Annotated in this window: 32 protein-coding genes; all 32 read right to left on the minus strand. The window is 42.9% G+C overall.

The features are described from left to right. Positions 1-19 precede the first annotated feature (19 nt). Positions 20-133 carry a 50S ribosomal protein L36 gene (rpmJ, locus tag IEV27_RS18980; protein WP_003156543.1) on the minus strand — a complete coding sequence of 38 codons (114 nt, stop codon included), beginning with the start codon at positions 131-133 and terminating at the stop codon, positions 20-22. Between the two features lie 36 nt (positions 134-169). Then, positions 170-388: a translation initiation factor IF-1 gene (gene infA / locus IEV27_RS18985; RefSeq protein WP_188379094.1), complete on the minus strand. Its 219-nt coding sequence runs from the start codon at positions 386-388 to the stop codon at positions 170-172. Beyond that, positions 366-701 carry a KOW domain-containing RNA-binding protein gene (locus IEV27_RS18990; RefSeq protein ID WP_188379095.1) on the minus strand — a complete coding sequence of 112 codons (336 nt, stop codon included), beginning with the start codon at positions 699-701 and terminating at the stop codon, positions 366-368. The genes infA and IEV27_RS18990 overlap by 23 nt, the downstream gene beginning before the upstream one ends. A 16-nt stretch (positions 702-717) precedes the next feature. Next, complete coding sequence (map, locus tag IEV27_RS18995) at positions 718-1,464, minus strand: type I methionyl aminopeptidase (protein WP_188379096.1); 747 nt, start codon at positions 1,462-1,464, stop codon at positions 718-720. Further along, the gene (locus IEV27_RS19000) at positions 1,461-2,114 is read right to left on the minus strand and encodes an adenylate kinase (protein WP_188379097.1); all 654 of its coding nucleotides are present in this window, start codon (positions 2,112-2,114) and stop codon (positions 1,461-1,463) included. Before IEV27_RS19000 ends, map begins: the two co-directional genes overlap by 4 nt. A gap of 41 nt (positions 2,115-2,155) precedes the next feature. Next, positions 2,156-3,448: a preprotein translocase subunit SecY gene (secY, locus tag IEV27_RS19005; protein ID WP_188379098.1), complete on the minus strand. Its 1,293-nt coding sequence runs from the start codon at positions 3,446-3,448 to the stop codon at positions 2,156-2,158. Continuing rightward, positions 3,448-3,888, minus strand: coding sequence for a 50S ribosomal protein L15 (gene rplO / locus IEV27_RS19010; protein ID WP_188379099.1), 441 nt, complete (start codon positions 3,886-3,888; stop codon positions 3,448-3,450). Before rplO ends, secY begins: the two co-directional genes overlap by 1 nt. A gap of 30 nt (positions 3,889-3,918) precedes the next feature. Then, a complete protein-coding gene (rpmD, locus tag IEV27_RS19015) occupies positions 3,919-4,101 on the minus strand; it encodes a 50S ribosomal protein L30 (protein ID WP_188379100.1) in 183 nt (60 codons plus the stop codon). A gap of 18 nt (positions 4,102-4,119) precedes the next feature. Continuing rightward, a complete protein-coding gene (gene rpsE / locus IEV27_RS19020) occupies positions 4,120-4,617 on the minus strand; it encodes a 30S ribosomal protein S5 (protein ID WP_188379101.1) in 498 nt (165 codons plus the stop codon). A 20-nt stretch (positions 4,618-4,637) separates the two neighbouring features. Beyond that, positions 4,638-5,000, minus strand: a complete 363-nt coding sequence (gene rplR, locus IEV27_RS19025; protein ID WP_188379102.1) for a 50S ribosomal protein L18 — start codon at positions 4,998-5,000, stop codon at positions 4,638-4,640. A 34-nt stretch (positions 5,001-5,034) separates the two neighbouring features. Continuing rightward, a complete protein-coding gene (gene rplF, locus IEV27_RS19030) occupies positions 5,035-5,571 on the minus strand; it encodes a 50S ribosomal protein L6 (RefSeq protein ID WP_188379103.1) in 537 nt (178 codons plus the stop codon). Between the two features lie 31 nt (positions 5,572-5,602). Further along, on the minus strand, positions 5,603-6,001 hold the full coding sequence (rpsH, locus tag IEV27_RS19035; protein WP_101847011.1) for a 30S ribosomal protein S8: 399 nt from the start codon (positions 5,999-6,001) through the stop codon (positions 5,603-5,605). A 30-nt stretch (positions 6,002-6,031) separates the two neighbouring features. Continuing rightward, on the minus strand, positions 6,032-6,217 hold the full coding sequence (locus IEV27_RS19040; protein ID WP_035511674.1) for a type Z 30S ribosomal protein S14: 186 nt from the start codon (positions 6,215-6,217) through the stop codon (positions 6,032-6,034). A 26-nt stretch (positions 6,218-6,243) separates the two neighbouring features. After that, positions 6,244-6,783 (minus strand): 50S ribosomal protein L5, encoded by a 540-nt coding sequence (rplE, locus tag IEV27_RS19045; protein WP_188379104.1) that lies wholly within the window; start codon positions 6,781-6,783, stop codon positions 6,244-6,246. A 26-nt stretch (positions 6,784-6,809) separates the two neighbouring features. After that, entirely contained in the window at positions 6,810-7,121 is a 312-nt protein-coding gene (rplX, locus tag IEV27_RS19050; RefSeq protein ID WP_188379105.1) for a 50S ribosomal protein L24, read from the minus strand. A 41-nt stretch (positions 7,122-7,162) separates the two neighbouring features. Further along, the gene (gene rplN / locus IEV27_RS19055) at positions 7,163-7,531 is read right to left on the minus strand and encodes a 50S ribosomal protein L14 (RefSeq protein WP_188379106.1); all 369 of its coding nucleotides are present in this window, start codon (positions 7,529-7,531) and stop codon (positions 7,163-7,165) included. Positions 7,532-7,572: 41 nt separating this feature from the next. Further along, complete coding sequence (rpsQ, locus tag IEV27_RS19060) at positions 7,573-7,836, minus strand: 30S ribosomal protein S17 (RefSeq protein ID WP_101847018.1); 264 nt, start codon at positions 7,834-7,836, stop codon at positions 7,573-7,575. Positions 7,837-7,860: 24 nt separating this feature from the next. After that, positions 7,861-8,061 (minus strand): 50S ribosomal protein L29, encoded by a 201-nt coding sequence (gene rpmC / locus IEV27_RS19065; protein ID WP_008636054.1) that lies wholly within the window; start codon positions 8,059-8,061, stop codon positions 7,861-7,863. Beyond that, on the minus strand, positions 8,051-8,485 hold the full coding sequence (gene rplP, locus IEV27_RS19070) for a 50S ribosomal protein L16 (protein WP_188379107.1): 435 nt from the start codon (positions 8,483-8,485) through the stop codon (positions 8,051-8,053). Before rplP ends, rpmC begins: the two co-directional genes overlap by 11 nt. Before the next feature lie 18 nt (positions 8,486-8,503). Then, a complete protein-coding gene (rpsC, locus tag IEV27_RS19075) occupies positions 8,504-9,145 on the minus strand; it encodes a 30S ribosomal protein S3 (RefSeq protein WP_188379108.1) in 642 nt (213 codons plus the stop codon). 3 nt (positions 9,146-9,148) lie between these two features. Then, positions 9,149-9,490 (minus strand): 50S ribosomal protein L22, encoded by a 342-nt coding sequence (gene rplV, locus IEV27_RS19080; protein ID WP_101847026.1) that lies wholly within the window; start codon positions 9,488-9,490, stop codon positions 9,149-9,151. A gap of 20 nt (positions 9,491-9,510) precedes the next feature. After that, on the minus strand, positions 9,511-9,789 hold the full coding sequence (gene rpsS, locus IEV27_RS19085) for a 30S ribosomal protein S19 (RefSeq protein WP_101847028.1): 279 nt from the start codon (positions 9,787-9,789) through the stop codon (positions 9,511-9,513). A 57-nt stretch (positions 9,790-9,846) separates the two neighbouring features. Then, positions 9,847-10,680, minus strand: coding sequence for a 50S ribosomal protein L2 (gene rplB / locus IEV27_RS19090; RefSeq protein ID WP_188379109.1), 834 nt, complete (start codon positions 10,678-10,680; stop codon positions 9,847-9,849). Positions 10,681-10,714: 34 nt separating this feature from the next. After that, positions 10,715-11,002 (minus strand): 50S ribosomal protein L23, encoded by a 288-nt coding sequence (gene rplW, locus IEV27_RS19095; protein WP_188379110.1) that lies wholly within the window; start codon positions 11,000-11,002, stop codon positions 10,715-10,717. Next, on the minus strand, positions 11,002-11,625 hold the full coding sequence (gene rplD / locus IEV27_RS19100; protein ID WP_188379111.1) for a 50S ribosomal protein L4: 624 nt from the start codon (positions 11,623-11,625) through the stop codon (positions 11,002-11,004). The genes rplW and rplD overlap by 1 nt, the downstream gene beginning before the upstream one ends. 22 nt (positions 11,626-11,647) lie before the next feature. Then, positions 11,648-12,283 (minus strand): 50S ribosomal protein L3, encoded by a 636-nt coding sequence (gene rplC, locus IEV27_RS19105; RefSeq protein WP_188379112.1) that lies wholly within the window; start codon positions 12,281-12,283, stop codon positions 11,648-11,650. Between the two features lie 31 nt (positions 12,284-12,314). Further along, entirely contained in the window at positions 12,315-12,623 is a 309-nt protein-coding gene (gene rpsJ, locus IEV27_RS19110) for a 30S ribosomal protein S10 (protein ID WP_079525128.1), read from the minus strand. A gap of 321 nt (positions 12,624-12,944) precedes the next feature. Beyond that, positions 12,945-14,135, minus strand: a complete 1,191-nt coding sequence (gene tuf, locus IEV27_RS19115) for an elongation factor Tu (protein WP_188379113.1) — start codon at positions 14,133-14,135, stop codon at positions 12,945-12,947. Positions 14,136-14,261: 126 nt separating this feature from the next. After that, entirely contained in the window at positions 14,262-16,340 is a 2,079-nt protein-coding gene (gene fusA / locus IEV27_RS19120) for an elongation factor G (RefSeq protein ID WP_188379114.1), read from the minus strand. 39 nt (positions 16,341-16,379) lie between these two features. Further along, positions 16,380-16,850, minus strand: coding sequence for a 30S ribosomal protein S7 (rpsG, locus tag IEV27_RS19125; RefSeq protein WP_188379115.1), 471 nt, complete (start codon positions 16,848-16,850; stop codon positions 16,380-16,382). Positions 16,851-16,899: 49 nt separating this feature from the next. Then, positions 16,900-17,313, minus strand: coding sequence for a 30S ribosomal protein S12 (gene rpsL / locus IEV27_RS19130; RefSeq protein WP_101847046.1), 414 nt, complete (start codon positions 17,311-17,313; stop codon positions 16,900-16,902). Between the two features lie 93 nt (positions 17,314-17,406). Then, entirely contained in the window at positions 17,407-17,658 is a 252-nt protein-coding gene (locus tag IEV27_RS19135; RefSeq protein WP_188379142.1) for a 50S ribosomal protein L7ae-like protein, read from the minus strand. Positions 17,659-17,667: the final 9 nt, after the last annotated feature.

Below are 17,667 nucleotides of genomic sequence, written 5' to 3' on the forward strand. Positions count from 1 at the left end.
CGTGCACCTCCTTGGTTAATTAACCTTGTTTTTGTTTGTGTTTAGGATTTTCACAGATAACCATTACTTTACCTTTACGTCGGATAACTTTGCATTTCTCGCAAATTGGTTTTACAGAAGGCCTTACCTTCATCATCCATACCTCCTTTTATAACGGAGCTCTGTTTTTTTATTTATAACGGTACGTAATACGTCCTCTTGTTAGATCATACGGGGAAAGTTCTACCGTCACTTTATCTCCAGGCAAGATTCGAATAAAGTGCATACGAATTTTACCAGAAACATGAGCTAAGACAGTATGACCGTTATCAAGCTCTACTTTAAATTGTGCATTGGGTAGAGTTTCAACGATTTTACCTTCCACTTCAATTACATCGTCTTTCGCCATCGAGTTGATCTCCCTTCTCTACATCAGTCACTTCTTCATTGACATATTTTGATACGGCAAATCGAAGCTTGCCATTCGTGACGCGACCAGTTTCCAGAAGGCTGTTTTGGACTTCCGGAGAGACGAAATCCTTAAGCTCTACATGTTGCAGATTCTTTTTCTTTGGTCGATCGTACTTTCGTTTCTCTCCGTCGGCAAGCAGTAGGAAGCGGTCTTCTAGAATGTCTATAATGACAGCATACTGACCTGCCTCACGTCCTTGCACAATACGAACAACTTGACCTATTCGTGGACTCGACTCAGATTCATTCAAACACGATCACCTTCACTTAGGTTGTAGTTAATACTTCGTAACCTTCTTCCGTAATCGCAATGGTGTGTTCAAAATGCGCACACATTTTACCATCTTGTGTCACTACCGTCCAATGATCTGCCAGTGTCTTCACATATCGAGACCCTGCATTGACCATTGGCTCTACAGCCAATACCATTCCAGGTTTCAATCGCGGACCTTTGTTTGGAGGACCGTAATGAGGAATTTGTGGTGCCTCATGTAAATCCTGCCCAACTCCATGTCCTACGTATTCACGAACGATCGAAAAACCTTCAGCTTCAGCATAGCTTTGAATGGCATGGGATATATTTGAAAGGCGTACACCAGGCTTAGCTTCATCGAGTCCCTTCCACAACGCAGCTTCTGTTACTCTCAGCAAATCCGCAGTGTTGTCATCAACAGTGCCGACTGGATACGTCCAAGCCGAGTCACCATGATAGCCTTGGTATTTCGCACCAATATCGATACTAATGATATCTCCCTCGTTGAGTACCCGGTTTCCCGGAATACCATGAACGAGCTCTTCATTGACCGACGCGCAAATACTACCACGGAATCCATTATAACCTTTAAAAGAAGGGATTGCATCCATGCTGCGTATGAAGTCATCAGCGATTTGATCCAATTCACCGGTGGTCACACCAGGCCGGATGTTCTTCTTCATTTCTTGGTGCGTTAAGGCGACGATACGGCCGGCTTCCCGCATGATTTCTAATTCCCGTGGTGTTTTGCAAATAATCATTTAACAAGGCCTCCGAGCTTTTTGTCAATATCTTCAAAAACGAGATTAATATCTCGATCACCATCGAATGTGACTAAATAGCCTTTTTCTTGGTAGAAATCAAGAAGTGGTTGAGATTGCTCTACATTTACTTCTAAACGTTTCTTAACGGTTTCGGGTTGATCGTCTTCACGCTGAATAAGCTCTGCTCCATCATGATCACATTTCCCTTCTTCTTTAGGAGGGTTAAATATAACATGATAAGTTGCTCCACAAGTCGGGCAAACTCTTCGTCCGGTTAGGCGTTCGACAAGTTTGTCTTTTGGAACATCAATATGAAGAACATAATCGACTGATTCGTTCATATCTGCTAACAAATTTTCAAGGGCATCTGCTTGAGCAATCGTACGAGGAAAGCCATCTAGCAGAAAGCCTTCTTGACAATCAGGTTTACTCAGACGCTCGCGAACAATTCCAATCGTTACTTCATCTGGAACTAGTTCACCTTTATCCATAAAAGATTTAGCTTCTTGACCAAGGGCTGTTCCTTCTTTGATAGCTAAACGGAACATATCTCCAGTAGAGATATGAGGGATGTTATATTTCTCGACTATCTTTTCTGCCTGAGTACCCTTGCCGGCACCAGGAAGACCCATCAGAATTAAGTTCAACGTGTTCCCTCCGCTCTCTTATTCATTAGCTTCTTTCAAATCTATTTAATAAAGCCTTTATAGTGGCGTTTAACAAGCTGGCTTTCTAACTGCTTCATCATTTCAAGGGCAACACCCACGACGATGAGTAGTCCAGTTCCTCCTACTTGCACACTTGGCGGCAGATCAGCAACTGCTCCAAGAATAATAGGAAGGATAGAGACAGCTGCAAGGAAGATTGAACCTACGAATGTTAAACGGTACATCACTCTTGTTAAATACGTTTCAGTATTTGCACCAGGACGAATCCCAGGGATATATCCGCCTTGCTTCTTCAAGTTCTCTGCCATTTGCTCAGGATTAACTTGAACAAATGTGTAGAAATAAGTGAAAGCAATAATTAACGCAACATAGATAATCATTCCAGGCCAATTCTGATAATCAAAAATATATTGAATAACAGAAGCTACTTCATTACCTTCAAAGAAACCAGCTACCGTACTCGGCGCGATTATAAAGGAGATGGCAAAGATTACGGGAATAACCCCTGCGGCATTTACTTTAATCGGTAGGTGAGTAGAATGGCCACCTACAGGAGAACGATTTACAAGCTTCTTAGCATACTGAATAGGAATCTTACGAAGCGCTTGCTGGATGAAAATAACACCCACAACAACCGCAACAATGACTAATGCAAGAATGGCAATAATCACTAGATTCATAAATAGCTCCTCACCTGCACCAGTAATGTACTGGTCATACAGCTGATTCGCTCCTGTCGGAATCGCAGCAACGATACCGGCAAAGATTAAGATGGAAATACCATTTCCAACGCCGTGAGACGTAATCTGCTCACCAAGCCACATTAAGAACGCCGTTCCTCCTGTTAAAACAAGTGCGATGACAGCAAATTTCAAAGGACCAGGTTCAGCTATAAGCTGTCCTCCAGCCAATGCGTTGAAACCGATCGACATCCCAATAGCTTGAATAAAGGCTAGAACAATCGTTCCATAGCGGGTAAACTGAGCTAATTTTCGACGGCCGACTTCACCTTGCTTTTTCCATTCCGCGAATTTCGGGACTACATCCATCTGTAACAATTGCATAATGATGGAGGCTGTGATGTAAGGCATAATCCCCATAGCGAAGATGGAGAAATTCTGCAGTGCACCGCCTCCAAATGTATTTAAGAAACCAAAGGCATTTTGTTCATCCATAAAGTCAATGGCTTCTCGATTTGAAAAAGGTACAGGGATGAAAGTTCCCACGCGAAAAACAACGAGCATCAATAATGTGAAGATAATTTTCCGTCGAATATCACCCACGCGCATAAAATTGGAGATTGTCCGGAACATTAAATCACCTCAGTTTGACCGCCCGCTGCTTCAATAGCTTCTTTAGCTGAAGCAGAGAACTTATGAGCTTTCACTGTAAGCTTTTTCTCAATAGAACCTTTAGCAAGTACTTTAATACCTGCTTTCTCTTTGCTGACTACGCCAGTTTCAAGTAGAAGTTCAGGTGTAACCTCTGTGCCCTCGTCAAAACGGTTAAGAGCATCAAGGTTTACGATTGCAAATTCTTTACGGTGAATGTTCGTAAATCCACGTTTTGGCAAACGTTGGAATAGCGGCATTTGACCACCTTCGAAACCTGGACGAGTTTTGCTACCAGAACGTTGTCCTTGACCTTTGTGGCCACGGCCTGAAGTTTTACCATTACCAGAAGACATTCCACGACCTACGCGGTTACGTTTCTTGTTCGTTCCTGCTACTGGTTTAAGTTCATGCAGTTTCATGCGAGCACCTCCTTATTTTTGTTTCTGTTCTTATACTTCTTTAACGGATACAAGGTGTGAAACCTTGTTAGTCATACCTCGGATAGCTGGGTTATCTTCAACTACGACAGTTTGACGAATTTTGTTGAGACCTAGCGCTTTAACAGTAGAGCGCTGATCTTGTGGTCTGCCAATCACACTGCGCGTGAGGGTAACTTCTAACTTTTTAGCCATTTCATTTCCCTCCTTATCCTACAGTTCTTCTACGGACTTCCCACGAAGACGAGCAACGTCTTCTGCGCGCTTAAGCTCTCCAAGTCCAGTAAGTGTCGCACGTACCATGTTAATTGGTGTGTTTGAACCAAGTGACTTAGAAAGAATGTCTTGAACACCTGCAAGTTCAAGGACTGCACGTACAGGACCACCTGCGATAACTCCGGTACCTTCTGCAGCTGGCTTCATAAGAATACTGCCTGCACCGAACTGTCCTGTAATTTCGTGAGGAATCGTCGTATCTTTAATTGGTACTGAAATAAGATTCTTCTTCGCATCATCGATAGCCTTTTTAATGGCATCTGGTACCTCTTGTGCTTTACCAGTCCCAAATCCAACGTGGCCATTTTTATCACCTACGACAACTAATGCAGCAAAACGGAAGCGGCGTCCACCTTTAACAACTTTTGCAACACGGTTGATCGTAACTACGCGTTCTTCAAGATCAAGTTTACTAGGGTCAATGTTTGTTAGCATGTATGTCCCTCCTTTAACGATTAAAATACTAGACCGGCTTCACGAGCCGCATCTGCTAATGCTTTTACACGTCCATGATACAAGTAACCACCACGGTCAAACACAACTACTTCATAGCCGTTGTCTTTCGCACGTTTAGCGACTAATTCACCGACTTTTTTAGCTGCTTCTGCATTACCTGTGTTTTCGAGTCCGAAATCTTTTTCAGCCGTAGAAGCACTTGCCACTGTGTTTTGCGTTTCATCATTAATTAATTGTGCATAGATGTGTTTGTTTGAACGATAAACGTTTAAACGCGGGCGTTCAGCTGTTCCTACAACGCTTGAGCGCACGCGCGCATGGCGTTTTTTACGAACAGCATTCTTATCAGCCTTTGTGATCATCTCAGTCACTCCTTTCTATTCCTACCTAAGAACCTTATTTAGCTGTCTTTCCTTCTTTTCTACGAACATGTTCGTTTTCGTAACGAATCCCTTTGCCTTTATATGGCTCTGGAGGACGGATAGCACGGATCTTAGCGGCAACAGCACCAACTAGTTCTTTGTCGATTCCTTTAACAGTAACTTTGGTGTTTGAAGGAACTTCGATATCAATTCCGTCGCGCTTTTCAACTTCTACAGGGTGAGAGTACCCAGCGTTAATAACAACTGTTTCTCCCTGTTTCTGAGCACGGTATCCAACCCCGATGATTTCAAGGCTTTTCTCAAATCCTTTGGAAACACCCTCAACCATGTTACCGATCAGGCTGCGAGTAGTACCGTGAAGAGCACGATGTTCTTTGTGGTCGCTCGGTCGAGCTACTGTAAGAACGTTATCTTCAACCTTCACTGTAATATCCTCATGGAACGTACGAGTTAATTCGCCTTTAGGGCCTTTAACTGTGATTGTATTATTATCCTGAATAATTTCTACACCTTCAGGGATTTCTAATGATTTCAATCCTACACGAGACATTCATCTGCACCTCCTGTCTATTCTGTTTAGATTACCAAACGTAAGCTAGAACTTCGCCGCCAATGGCTTGTTCACGAGCTTCTTTATCTGTTAGTACACCTTTTGAAGTAGAAACAACAGCAACACCTAGGCCGTTTAGAACTTTTGGAAGTTCTTCAGCTTTCGCGTATACACGAAGACCTGGCTTACTAATACGTTTCACTCCGCTAATTACACGCTCATCATTTTGACCGTATTTAAGGAAGATGCGTAGTACACCTTGCTTGTTGTCTTCAACAAATTCATAATCACGTACAAAACCTTCACGCTTAAGGATATCAGCAATTTCTTTTTTCACTTTAGAAGCTGGTAGTTCAAGCTTCTCGTGACGCACCATATTCGCGTTACGAATACGCGTGAGCATATCTGCAATTGGATCTGTCATAGTCATAACTTATATACCTCCTTCCCTGTCTCGGGTTTACCAGCTGGCTTTTTTGACGCCAGGGATTTGTCCTTTATATGCAAGTTCACGGAAACAAATACGGCAAAGTTTGAATTTGCGCAGTACGGAATGAGGACGTCCGCAACGTTCACAGCGAGTATATTCGCGTACTTGGTACTTTTGTTTGCGTTGTTGCTTCGCGACCATAGATTTTTTAGCCACTATTTTCCCTCCTTATGGTTAGCTCATTATTTCTGAAACGGCATACCGAATTGAGCTAATAGTTCACGTGATTCTTCGTCAGTGTCAGCAGTTGTGACGATAACGATGTCCATGCCACGCACTTTATCTACTTTGTCATAATTAATTTCTGGGAAAATCAACTGTTCTTTAACACCTAGAGTGTAGTTTCCACGACCATCAAAAGCTTTCTTTGAGATCCCACGGAAGTCACGAACACGTGGTAAAGATACAGCAATCAGTTTTTGGAAGAATTCGTACATGCGCTCTCCACGCAATGTTACTTTCGCTCCGATTGGCATACCTTCACGCAGACGGAATCCCGCGATAGATTTCTTAGCTTTAGTGATCATTGGTTTTTGACCAGAGATTTGAGATAGTTCCTCAACTGCTGTATCAAGTGCTTTCGCGTTTTGAACAGCATCACCAACACCCATGTTAATTACGATCTTTTCAATCTTAGGTGCTTGCATAACAGAGTCATAGTTAAACTTGCTCATCATAGATGGCACAATTTCTTCTTGATATTTTTTCTTAAGTTCGTTCATCAAGTGGCCCTCCTTTCGTCACTGGATTATTTATCTAATGCTTCACCAGATTTTTTCGCGATACGAACTTTCTTACCGTCTTCAACTTTATAACCAACACGAGTTGGCTCGCCAGATTTAGGATCAATCGGCATAACGTTTGAGACGTGAATCGGCGCTTCTTGTGTAAGAATCCCACCCTGTGGGTTATCTTGAGAAGGCTTCGCGTGTTTCTTAACTTCGTTAATTCCTTCAACTAGGACGCGTTCTTTCTTTGGGTAAGCTTCTAGGATTGTTCCTTGCTTTCCTTTGTCCTTGCCGGAAATAACCATTACTTTGTCACCTTTTTTCACGTGCATGCTTCGCGCACCTCCTTAACAAGGCTTATCATTTAAAGGATTTATAATACTTCTGGAGCTAGTGATACAATCTTCATGAATTTAGCATCACGAAGTTCACGAGCAACTGGTCCAAAGATACGAGTACCACGTGGACCTTTATCATCACGTACAATTACGGCTGCATTCTCGTCAAAACGGATATAAGAACCGTCTTTACGACGCATGCCGCTCTTAGAACGTACAATTACGGCTTTTACTACTTCACCTTTTTTAACAACGCCCCCTGGTGTTGCCTGTTTCACAGTAGCGGTGATAATATCACCGATGTTAGCAGTTTTGCGTCCTGATCCACCCAATACTTTAATAGTTTGGATTTCACGAGCACCAGAGTTGTCGGCTACTTTCAAACGAGTCTCCTGTTGAATCATACACTGTAACCTCCCTTCGGAATCTCTCCGAGCGAACTATATTAGATAATAACAGACTCTTCAACAACTTCAACTAAACGGAAACGTTTTGTTGCAGATAATGGACGAGTTTCCATGATGCGCACGATGTCGCCATTTTTAGCTTGGTTGTTTTCATCATGAGTCTTGAATTTTTTAGAATATTTTACGCGCTTGCCATAAAGCTTGTGGAATTTATAAGTTTCAACTAAAACAGTGATTGTTTTGTCCATTTTATCGGATACTACACGGCCAGTGTAAACTTTACGATCGTTACGTTCACTCATGTGAGGGTGACCTCCTCTCATCTATTAGTTATTTACGCCTAGCTCACGTTCGCGAGCAACAGTTTTCATACGAGCGATAGACTTGCGAACTTCGCGAATACGCGCAGTGTTCTCAAGTTGACCTGTTGCCAGCTGGAAACGTAGGTTAAAAAGTTCTTCTTTCAAAGACTTTACTTTTTGTTCAATTTCGGCAGTGGTTAATTCACGGATTTCATTAGCCTTCATTGATTTCACCACCAATTTCTTCACGTTTTACAAATTTAGTTCTGATCGGCAGCTTGTGAGAAGCAAGGCGCAACGCTTCGCGTGCAACTTCTTCAGATACACCTGCTACTTCGAACAAAATTTTACCTGGTTTTACCACAGCGACAAAACCTTCTGGAGCACCTTTACCGGAACCCATTCGTACTTCTAGGGGTTTAGCAGTATAAGGTTTGTCTGGGAAGATTTTAATCCATACTTTACCGCCACGCTTCATGTAACGAGTCATAGCGATACGCGCTGCTTCAATTTGACGAGCAGTGATCCATGCAGGATCGATAGCTTGTAGTCCATATTCTCCGAATGATACGGATGTGCCGCCCTTCGCGCGACCTTTTAGGCTAGCACGGTGTTGACGACGATATTTAACACGTTTAGGCATTAACATAATGCTGTTCCCCCTTCCTTATTTTTCGTTTTTTGTTGGAAGGACTTCTCCACGATAGATCCACACTTTAACACCAAGCTTACCGTAAGTTGTGTCAGCTTCTGCAGTTCCGTAATCGATATCTGCACGAAGTGTGTGAAGTGGTACTGTTCCTTCGCTGTAATATTCAGCACGAGCGATATCCGCACCGCCTAGGCGTCCTGATACTTGTGTACGAATACCTTTAGCTCCTGCGCGCATAGCACGTTGGATTGTTTGTTTTTGTGCACGACGGAAAGAAACACGGTTTTCCAATTGACGTGCGATATTGTCAGCTACAAGAGTAGCGTTCAAGTCTGGTTTCTTCACCTCAACGATGTTGATGTGAACTCGTTTGCCAGTCAGATCGTTAAGCGATTTACGAAGTGCTTCAACTTCTGAACCGCCTTTACCGATAACCATACCTGGTTTACCTGTGTGAATAGTAATATTTACACGGTTTGCTGCACGCTCAATTTCAATTGTAGAAACGGCAGCGTCTTTAAGACGTTGTTCTGTATATTCACGAATTTTAATGTCTTCATGCAATAAGTCAGCGTAGTCTTTGCCAGCGTACCATTTTGATTCCCAGTCACGGATAACGCCGATACGAAGACCTACCGGATTAACTTTTTGACCCACTGATTATCCCTCCTTCTTTTCTGATACAACCACTGTAATGTGGCTCGTACGTTTGTTAATTTGGCTTGCACGTCCCATAGCACGTGGGCGGAAACGTTTAAGTGTTACACCTTCATTTACAAACGCTTCGGAAACGTATAAGTTGTCTGGATCCATTTCATAATTGTGTTCAGCATTGGCAATCGCAGATTTAAGCACTTTCTCGATTACTGGAGAAGCGCCGCGCTGAGTTAAGCGCAATGTTGCGATCGCGTCACCTACGTTTTTTCCTCGGATTAAATCAATCACTAGACGAGCTTTACGAGGAGCAATACGAACGGTTTTAGCAACTGCTTTAGCTTGCATTAGAGTGCCTCCTCTCTACTTTAGCGTTTTGTTTTCTTGTCGTCACCAGAGTGTCCCTTGAACGTACGGGTTGGTGCGAATTCACCAAGTTTGTGACCTACCATGTCTTCAGTCACGTATACAGGTACATGTTTGCGTCCGTCATAGACGGCAATTGTGTGTCCAACAAAGTTTGGGAAGATCGTAGAACGACGTGACCAAGTCTTGATCACCTGGTTCTTGCTATCTTCGTTCAACTTTTCAACTTTTTTCATCAAATGGTCATCTACAAAAGGTCCCTTTTTTAGGCTGCGGCCCATGAATAAACCTCCCTTCGTGATTGAGAGACGGGGGTTGTTACCCGTCGTTCAATCCCGTTATTTTTTACCTCTTCTACGAACGATATATTTATCAGACGGCTTGTTGCGCTGACGAGTCTTGTACCCAAGAGTTGGTTTACCCCATGGAGATACTGGAGAAGGTCGACCGATTGGTGCACGTCCTTCACCACCACCGTGTGGGTGATCGCTAGGGTTCATAACAGAACCACGTACAGTTGGGCGCTTGCCTTTCCAACGAGAACGTCCAGCTTTACCTACACTGATTAGTTCGTGCTCTAGGTTACCAACTTGACCGATTGTTGCACGGCAAGTGCTTAGTACTAGGCGAACTTCACCAGAAGCAAGACGTACTAGAGTGTATTTTTCTTCACGACCAAGGATTTGAGCTGAAGCCCCAGCTGAACGTACTAGCTGACCTCCACGTCCTGGTTTAAGCTCAATGTTGTGTACGATTGTACCAACAGGAATATCCTTCAGTTGAAGAGCGTTACCAGTTTTAATGTCAGATCCTTGACCAGAGATGATTTCGTTACCTACTTTAAGCCCTTTTGGAGCCAGGATGTAACGTTTTTCACCATCAACGTAGTTAATTAGTGCAATGTTTGCGGAGCGGTTTGGATCGTATTCGATCGTAGCAACGCGTCCAGGTATTCCATCTTTATCACGCTTAAAGTCGATGATACGATATTGACGCTTGTGACCTCCGCCCTGATGACGAACTGTCAGCCTACCCTGGTTGTTACGTCCTCCACGTTTGTGAAGCGGAGTAACTAGGGAGCGTTCAGGTTTGTCAGTAGTGATCTCAGCGAAATCAGATACTGTCATGTGTCGACGACCGTTAGTAATTGGTCGAAACTTTTTAATCGCCATCTTTTTTCCCTCCTTCACTTACAAGTTTTATATTTTATACTTCAAAGAATTCTAGTTCTTCACTGTCTTCAGTCAACGTAATAACTGCTTTCTTACGGTCAGAACGGTATCCGCCGTAACGACCCATACGCTTGAATTTACCTTTAAGGTTCATAGTGTTTACGTTAGCTACTTTAACTCCAAAAATCTCTTCAACAGCATTTTTGATTTCAGTTTTGTTAGCTTTCGTGCTCACTTCAAACGTATATTTCTTTTCTCCCATAAGGTCAGCAGAATGTTCAGTAATGACAGGGCGTTTAATAATATCGCGTGGTTCTTTCATTATGAGAGCACCTCCCCTGCTTTTTCAGCTGCTTCCTTCGTTAGGATAAGCTTGTCATGCGTTAGTAAATCTAACACACTTACTTGATCTACAGTAGTTACACTAACTGTAGGGATGTTGTTAGAAGATAGAACAACATTTTCGTTGTTATCTGCTGTAACAATTAGAGCTTTTTCGTTCACTTCTAGCCCTTTCAAAATGTTTACTACTTCTTTAGTTTTTGGCGCATCAAGAGAAAGATCTTCAAGAACGATCACGTTGTTCTCTTGTACTTTAGAAGAGTAAGCAGATTGTAGAGCTAAACGACGAACCTTTCTAGGAAGTTTGTAGCTGTAGCTACGTGGTGTAGGACCAAATACAGTTCCTCCACCTACCCATTGTGGTGCACGAATTGTACCTTGACGCGCACGTCCAGTACCTTTTTGGCGCCATGGTTTACGTCCGCCGCCACTAACTTCAGAACGGTTTTTAACTTTGTGTGTGCCTTGACGCAATGTTGCGCGTTGGGCCACAGCTGCTTCATGTAAAACATGAGTGTTTGGTTCAACACCAAAAACAGCATCGTTTAGTTCGATATCTCCAACTTTAGAGCCGCTTTGGTTTAATAGTGCTACTTTAGGCATGACATATCCTCCCTTCCTTTAATTATTTGCTAGCCTTAACTGCACTCGATACTTTAACGTAAGATTTTTTCGGACCTGGTACGTTACCTTTAATCAATAGTAAATTGCGCTCAGCGTCCACTTTCACTACTTCAAGGTTTTGTAGAGTTACTGTTTCTCCACCCATTTGTCCTGCAAGGCCTTTACCTTTGAAGACTTTTGATGGGTCAGCACCTTGTCCCATAGAACCAGAACGACGGTGGAAACGGGAACCGTGGCTCATTGGGCCGCGAGATTGGTTGTGGCGCTTGATTGCACCTTGGAAACCTTTCCCTTTAGAAGTTCCTGTTACATCAATTACGTCACCAGCTTCGAAAATATCCACCTTAACCTCTTGACCAAGTTCATAGTCATCAAGGTTTGTATTACGGAATTCACGAATGTAGCGCTTAGGTGTTGTGCTTGCTTTCTCTGCGTGACCTTGGTCCGCTTTCTTCAATCGGTTTGACTTTTGATCAGCAAAACCTAGTTGAAGGGCGTCATAGCCATCGTTTTCAGCAGTTTTCTTTTGCAAAACTACGTTTGGTTCTGCTTCAACTACTGTTACCGGGATAAGCTCTCCATCTTCAGAGAAGATTTGAGTCATACCGACTTTACGTCCTAAGATTCCTTTCGTCATCCGTTACACCTCCTAATATAAGTTCATTTTTTTATAGTTTAATTTCGATATCCACACCAGATGGTAGATCAAGACGCATTAGCGAATCAACCGTCTGTGGCGTTGGATTAACAATGTCGATTAGACGTTTGTGTGTACGCATTTCGAACTGCTCACGAGCATCTTTATACTTGTGAGTCGCACGAAGTACAGTGTAGATTGATTTTTCAGTTGGAAGCGGGATTGGACCAGATACGTTTGCTCCAGAGCGCTTCGCTGTGTCTACAATTTTTTCAGCGGACTGATCAAGAACCCTGTGATCATACGCCTTTAAACGAATACGAATTTTTTCTTTTGCCATTATGTTCCCTCCTTCTTCGCCCATTTTTTTAAATAGACATTCTCCGCGAAAATTCCTTGACTCACTAGCCATGGCAAAGGGGCCGGGTGTGTCAACAACCTTTCGCATCATCGCCTTTTATGACCAACATTACTCATTATATAGAAGAAATGCGGTCAATGCAAGAGTTTTTCATAAATATTTATCTATGAACACCACAAAATATTATACTAAGAATTATAGGCAATTTCAACACGTTTAAACAATTTTTTATCTTAAATAGATTACACAAAAAAACAAGCAGCAACTCGAAGAGCTGCTGCTTGTTTTTATTTTATAAAATTACTCAGTGATGGAAGCAACAACGCCAGCGCCTACTGTACGTCCGCCTTCACGGATAGAGAACTTAGTTCCATCTTCGATCGCGATTGGAGAAATAAGTTCTACAGTCATTTCAACGTTATCGCCAGGCATTACCATCTCTACGCCTTCTGGAAGTTGAATAACACCAGTTACGTCAGTTGTACGGAAGTAGAACTGTGGGCGGTAGTTAGAGAAGAATGGCGTATGACGTCCACCTTCATCTTTAGATAGTACATAAACCTCAGCTTGGAACTTCGTGTGTGGAGTGATTGTACCAGGCTTAGCTAGTACTTGTCCACGGTTGATCTGTTCACGGTCAACACCACGAAGAAGTGCACCAATGTTATCGCCAGCTTCAGCATAGTCAAGAAGCTTACGGAACATTTCAACACCAGTGATTGTAGTTTTCTTAGCCTCTGGAGCAAGACCGATGATTTCAACTTCGTCACCGACTTTGATTTGTCCACGCTCAACACGTCCAGTAGCAACAGTACCACGACCAGTGATTGAGAATACGTCCTCAACTGGCATCATGAATGGCTGGTCTACGTCACGCTCTGGGTTTGGAATGTACTCATCAACAGCATCCATAAGGTCGAAGATGCGTTGCTCATACTCTTCGTCTCCCTCAAGAGCTTTAAGAGCAGAACCGCTTACTACTGGTACATCGTCACCATCGAAGTCGTACTCAGAAAGAAGATCACGAACTTCCATTTCAACTAGTTCAAGTAGCTCTTCGTCGTCTACCATGTCAGTTTTGTTTAGGAATACAACAATTGCAGGTACACCAACCTGACGAGATAGTAGGATGTGCTCACGAGTTTGTGGCATTGGGCCGTCAGCTGCAGATACAACTAGAATAGCTCCGTCCATTTGTGCAGCACCAGTGATCATGTTTTTAACATAGTCAGCGTGACCTGGGCAGTCAACGTGTGCATAGTGGCGGTTCTCAGTTTCATACTCAACGTGTGCAGTGGAGATTGTGATTCCACGCTCGCGCTCTTCAGGAGCACCGTCGATCATATCGTATGCCATTGCAGAACCTTCACCAGATCTTTTGTGAAGTACAGTTGTAATAGCAGCAGTTAATGTTGTTTTACCGTGGTCAACGTGTCCAATAGTACCAATGTTAACGTGGGACTTGGAACGGTCGAATTTTTCTTTACCCATAGTATATTTCCTCCTTTAAATAAGAAACAAAGTGTATTTTTAAAACTGAATTTTTTATGTGAAGCAAAGGGGCTTAACCCCTATGCTTACAATACAAGTTATACTTTAACTTTGCAAAAAAATCAATTATTCACCAGCATTTTTCTTGATGATTTCCTCAGAAATGCTCTTCGGTACTTCTTCATAGTGATCAAAGTGCATCGTGTACGTTCCGCGACCTTGAGTGTTAGAACGAAGAGACGTTGCATAACCAAACATTTCAGATAGTGGAACGAATGCTTTAACCACTTGGGCAGATCCACGAGTTTCCATACCTTCAACACGTCCACGACGGGAAGTTACGTCACCCATAATATCTCCCATGTATTCTTCAGGAATAACAACTTCAACTTTCATCATTGGTTCAAGAAGAACAGGTTTACATTTGTTCTTAGCTTCTTTAAGTGCCATAGATGCAGCTACTTTAAAGGCCATTTCGTTAGAGTCGACATCGTGGTAAGAACCATCATATAGAGTGGCTTTAATGTCAACCATTGGGTAACCGGCTAATACACCATTTTCCATAGAACCTTTAATACCAGCTTCTACAGATGGAATGTATTCACGCGGTACTACACCACCAACGATTTTGTTAACAAATTCGAAGCCAGCGCCTTCTTCGTTTGGCTCAAATTTAACCCAAACGTGACCGAATTGTCCACGACCACCAGACTGACGTACGAACTTACCTTCAACTTCTGCACTTCCACGGAATGTTTCGCGGTAAGCAACTTGAGGAGCACCAATGTTCGCTTCAACTTTAAACTCACGGCGCAAACGATCTACGATGATGTCCAGGTGGAGCTCACCCATACCAGCGATGATTGTTTGACCAGTTTCTACGTTAGTTTCAGTTTGGAACGTTGGATCCTCTTCAGCTAGTTTACCAAGTGCTACTGCCATCTTGTCTTGGTCAGCCTTAGATTTAGGCTCGATCGCAACAGAGATTACTGGCTCAGGGAATTCCATAGATTCAAGAATAACAAGACTCTTTTCATCACATAGAGTGTCACCTGTTCCAGTGTCTTTAAGACCTACAGCACCGGCAATATCTCCAGCGTATACCGTTGAGATCTCTTCACGAGAATTTGCGTGCATTTGCAGGATACGACCTACACGTTCACGCTTATCTTTTGTAGAGTTCTTAACGTAAGAACCAGAGTTTAGCGTACCAGAGTAAACACGGAAGAATGTAAGTTTACCAACATAAGGGTCAGTTGCAACTTTAAATGCCAATGCAGAGAATGGCTCGTTGTCATCTGGCTTACGTACGACTTCTTCTTCAGTTTGTGGAACGTGACCTTCAATTGGAGGTACGTCTAATGGAGATGGAAGGTAATCAATTACTCCATCAATTAGAAGCTGAACCCCTTTGTTTTTGAAAGCTGAACCACAGAATACTGGGTAGAAATCAACGCTTAGTGTTGCTGTACGAATAGCAACTTTTAACTCATCGTTAGTGATTTCTTCCCCTTCTAGGTACTTCATCATAAGATCTTCATCAAGTTCCGCAACGGCTTCTACAAGCTTGCCGCGGTACTCTTCAGCTTGCTCTTTGTACTCATCAGGAATTTCGCGCGCTTCAGCACGAGTTCCTAAATCGTCCAAGTAGTAGTAAGCTTCCATTGTTACAAGATCAATAATTCCTTCGAAGTCATCTTCTGCACCAATTGGAAGTTGGACAGCAGCTGCGTTAGCTCCTAGACGATCACTAAGTGTGCCTAAGGAGTAGATGAAGTCTGCTCCGATTTTATCCATTTTGTTGATGAATACGATACGTGGAACACCGTAAGTTGTTGCCTGACGCCACACTGTCTCAGTTTGTGGTTCAACACCAGACTGAGCATCAAGTACAGCTACAGAACCGTCAAGTACACGCAGGGAACGCTCAACTTCAACTGTGAAGTCTACGTGTCCTGGAGTATCAATGATGTTAATACGGTGGTCTTTCCACTGAGCAGTTGTCGCAGCGGAAGTGATTGTAATTCCGCGCTCTTGTTCCTGCTCCATCCAGTCCATTTGGGAAGCCCCTTCGTGAGTTTCACCAATTTTGTGGATACGTCCTGTGTAGAAAAGAATACGCTCGGTAGCTGTCGTTTTACCGGCATCAATGTGAGCCATAACGCCGATATTACGAGTCTTTTCCAAGGAGAACTCTCTAGCCATGATTTTTTCTCCTTCCTGATTGAAAGTGTTTTTCGCTGATTACCAACGATAGTGTGCGAATGCTTTATTTGCTTCCGCCATTTTGTGCATATCTTCACGGCGCTTAACTGCTGCACCGGTATTGTTTGCTGCATCTAGAATTTCATTTGCAAGACGTTCTTCCATTGTCTTTTCTCCGCGAAGACGCGCATAGTTAACAATGAAACGAAGGCCTAGTGCTTGACGACGCTCCGGGCGCACCTCAACTGGTACTTGGTAGTTTGATCCACCTACACGGCGAGCGCGTACTTCTAGTACTGGCATTACATTTTTCATTGCTTGGTCAAAAGTTTCCATAGCGTCGTTTCCACTACGCTCTTGAACAAGTTCAAATGATTTATAAAGAATCTTCTGAGCTTTACCGCGCTGTCCGTCAACCATAATTTGGTTGATTAAGCGAGTAACAAGCTTAGAGTTATACATTGGATCTGGTAACACATCACGTTTAGCTACTGGTCCTTTACGTGGCATATGTTCCCCTCCTTTCCTGAAAGTTATTTATTATGCTAAAAGCATTGTTTTATTTTTTAGGTTTTTTCGTACCGTATTTAGAACGACCTTGCATACGGCCATCTACGCTTGCAGTGTCAAGTGCACCACGAACGATGTGATAGCGAACACCAGGTAAGTCTTTAACACGTCCGCCACGGATAAGAACAACACTGTGCTCTTGCAGGTTGTGGCCGATTCCAGGAATGTAGGCGTTAACTTCAATTTGGTTAGTCAAACGAACACGCGCATACTTACGTAGTGCAGAGTTCGGTTTCTTTGGAGTCATCGTACCTACACGTGTGCAAACTCCACGTTTTTGAGGAGAAGACTGATCAGTCATGCGTTTCTTGTAGCTGTTATAGCCTTTGTTCAACGCAGGGGAGTCAGACTTTTTGCTTTTGCTTACGCGTCCTTTACGAACTAGTTGGTTAATTGTTGGCATTTTATTATCCTCCCTTCAATTCTTTAATACCACACATCCAGGTGGTTCATAAAAAGGCAAAAAACAAAGCTTTCGCGAATCACCGCCAAAACTTTATTGCTTTATCGCCACTGTAGCAGCTCCAACGTCAATGCCACACGCATTACCTAACTCTCTCATTGAATCAACTTTTGTATGAGGAATGTTTAATTGTGCAGCTAGTTTTGCTACTTTTAATGTCATCGACTGATCAGCATCGTCAGCCGTTATGACTTCAATCACTTCGCCATTTTTCATAGCTTTAAGTGTTTGTTTGGTCCCAATGACTATATCTGATTTAGCCTGTGCTACTTTTTCATAAGACATCTGCATATC

Origin of the sequence: Halobacillus andaensis, from assembly GCF_014636475.1 — a bacterium.
Taxonomy (GTDB): Bacteria; Bacillota; Bacilli; order Bacillales; family Halobacillaceae; genus Halobacillus_A; species Halobacillus_A andaensis.

Coding starts and splice junctions, on each gene's coding strand:
- fusA (WP_188379114.1), bottom strand. CDS start 16,340: ATGGCTAGAGAGTTCTCCTTGGAAAAGACTCGTAATATCGGCGTTATG.
- rplW (WP_188379110.1), bottom strand. CDS start 11,002: ATGAAAGAACCACGCGATATTATTAAACGCCCTGTCATTACTGAACAT.
- tuf (WP_188379113.1), bottom strand. CDS start 14,135: ATGGGTAAAGAAAAATTCGACCGTTCCAAGTCCCACGTTAACATTGGT.
- rplD (WP_188379111.1), bottom strand. CDS start 11,625: ATGCCTAAAGTAGCACTATTAAACCAAAGCGGCTCTAAAGTTGGAGAT.
- rplB (WP_188379109.1), bottom strand. CDS start 10,680: ATGGCGATTAAAAAGTTTCGACCAATTACTAACGGTCGTCGACACATG.
- rpsH (WP_101847011.1), bottom strand. CDS start 6,001: ATGACTATGACAGATCCAATTGCAGATATGCTCACGCGTATTCGTAAC.
- rplP (WP_188379107.1), bottom strand. CDS start 8,485: ATGTTAATGCCTAAACGTGTTAAATATCGTCGTCAACACCGTGCTAGC.
- rpsE (WP_188379101.1), bottom strand. CDS start 4,617: ATGCTAACAAACATTGACCCTAGTAAACTTGATCTTGAAGAACGCGTA.
- rplV (WP_101847026.1), bottom strand. CDS start 9,490: ATGCAAGCTAAAGCAGTTGCTAAAACCGTTCGTATTGCTCCTCGTAAA.
- rpsJ (WP_079525128.1), bottom strand. CDS start 12,623: ATGGCAAAAGAAAAAATTCGTATTCGTTTAAAGGCGTATGATCACAGG.
- rplF (WP_188379103.1), bottom strand. CDS start 5,571: ATGTCTCGTGTAGGATTGAAATCATTAGAAATCCCTGAAGGTGTAGAA.
- rpsG (WP_188379115.1), bottom strand. CDS start 16,850: ATGCCACGTAAAGGACCAGTAGCTAAACGTGATGTGTTACCAGATCCA.
- rplX (WP_188379105.1), bottom strand. CDS start 7,121: ATGCACGTGAAAAAAGGTGACAAAGTAATGGTTATTTCCGGCAAGGAC.
- rpsL (WP_101847046.1), bottom strand. CDS start 17,313: ATGCCAACAATTAACCAACTAGTTCGTAAAGGACGCGTAAGCAAAAGC.
- infA (WP_188379094.1), bottom strand. CDS start 388: ATGGCGAAAGACGATGTAATTGAAGTGGAAGGTAAAATCGTTGAAACT.
- rplO (WP_188379099.1), bottom strand. CDS start 3,888: ATGAAACTGCATGAACTTAAACCAGTAGCAGGAACGAACAAGAAACGT.
- rpsQ (WP_101847018.1), bottom strand. CDS start 7,836: ATGAGTGAACGTAACGATCGTAAAGTTTACACTGGCCGTGTAGTATCC.
- rplR (WP_188379102.1), bottom strand. CDS start 5,000: ATGATCACAAAGGCTGATAAGAATGCTGTTCGTAAAAAACGCCATGCG.
- rplE (WP_188379104.1), bottom strand. CDS start 6,783: ATGAACGAACTTAAGAAAAAATATCAAGAAGAAATTGTGCCATCTATG.
- rpsS (WP_101847028.1), bottom strand. CDS start 9,789: ATGGGCCGCAGCCTAAAAAAGGGACCTTTTGTAGATGACCATTTGATG.
- rpmD (WP_188379100.1), bottom strand. CDS start 4,101: ATGGCTAAAAAGTTAGAAGTTACCCTCACGCGCAGTGTGATTGGCAGA.
- rplN (WP_188379106.1), bottom strand. CDS start 7,531: ATGATTCAACAGGAGACTCGTTTGAAAGTAGCCGACAACTCTGGTGCT.
- rpmJ (WP_003156543.1), bottom strand. CDS start 133: ATGAAGGTAAGGCCTTCTGTAAAACCAATTTGCGAGAAATGCAAAGTT.
- secY (WP_188379098.1), bottom strand. CDS start 3,448: ATGTTCCGGACAATCTCCAATTTTATGCGCGTGGGTGATATTCGACGG.
- rplC (WP_188379112.1), bottom strand. CDS start 12,283: ATGACGAAAGGAATCTTAGGACGTAAAGTCGGTATGACTCAAATCTTC.
- map (WP_188379096.1), bottom strand. CDS start 1,464: ATGATTATTTGCAAAACACCACGGGAATTAGAAATCATGCGGGAAGCC.
- IEV27_RS19135 (WP_188379142.1), bottom strand. CDS start 17,658: ATGTCTTATGAAAAAGTAGCACAGGCTAAATCAGATATAGTCATTGGG.
- rpmC (WP_008636054.1), bottom strand. CDS start 8,061: ATGAAGGCTAATGAAATCCGTGAATTAACCACTGCCGAAATTGAACAA.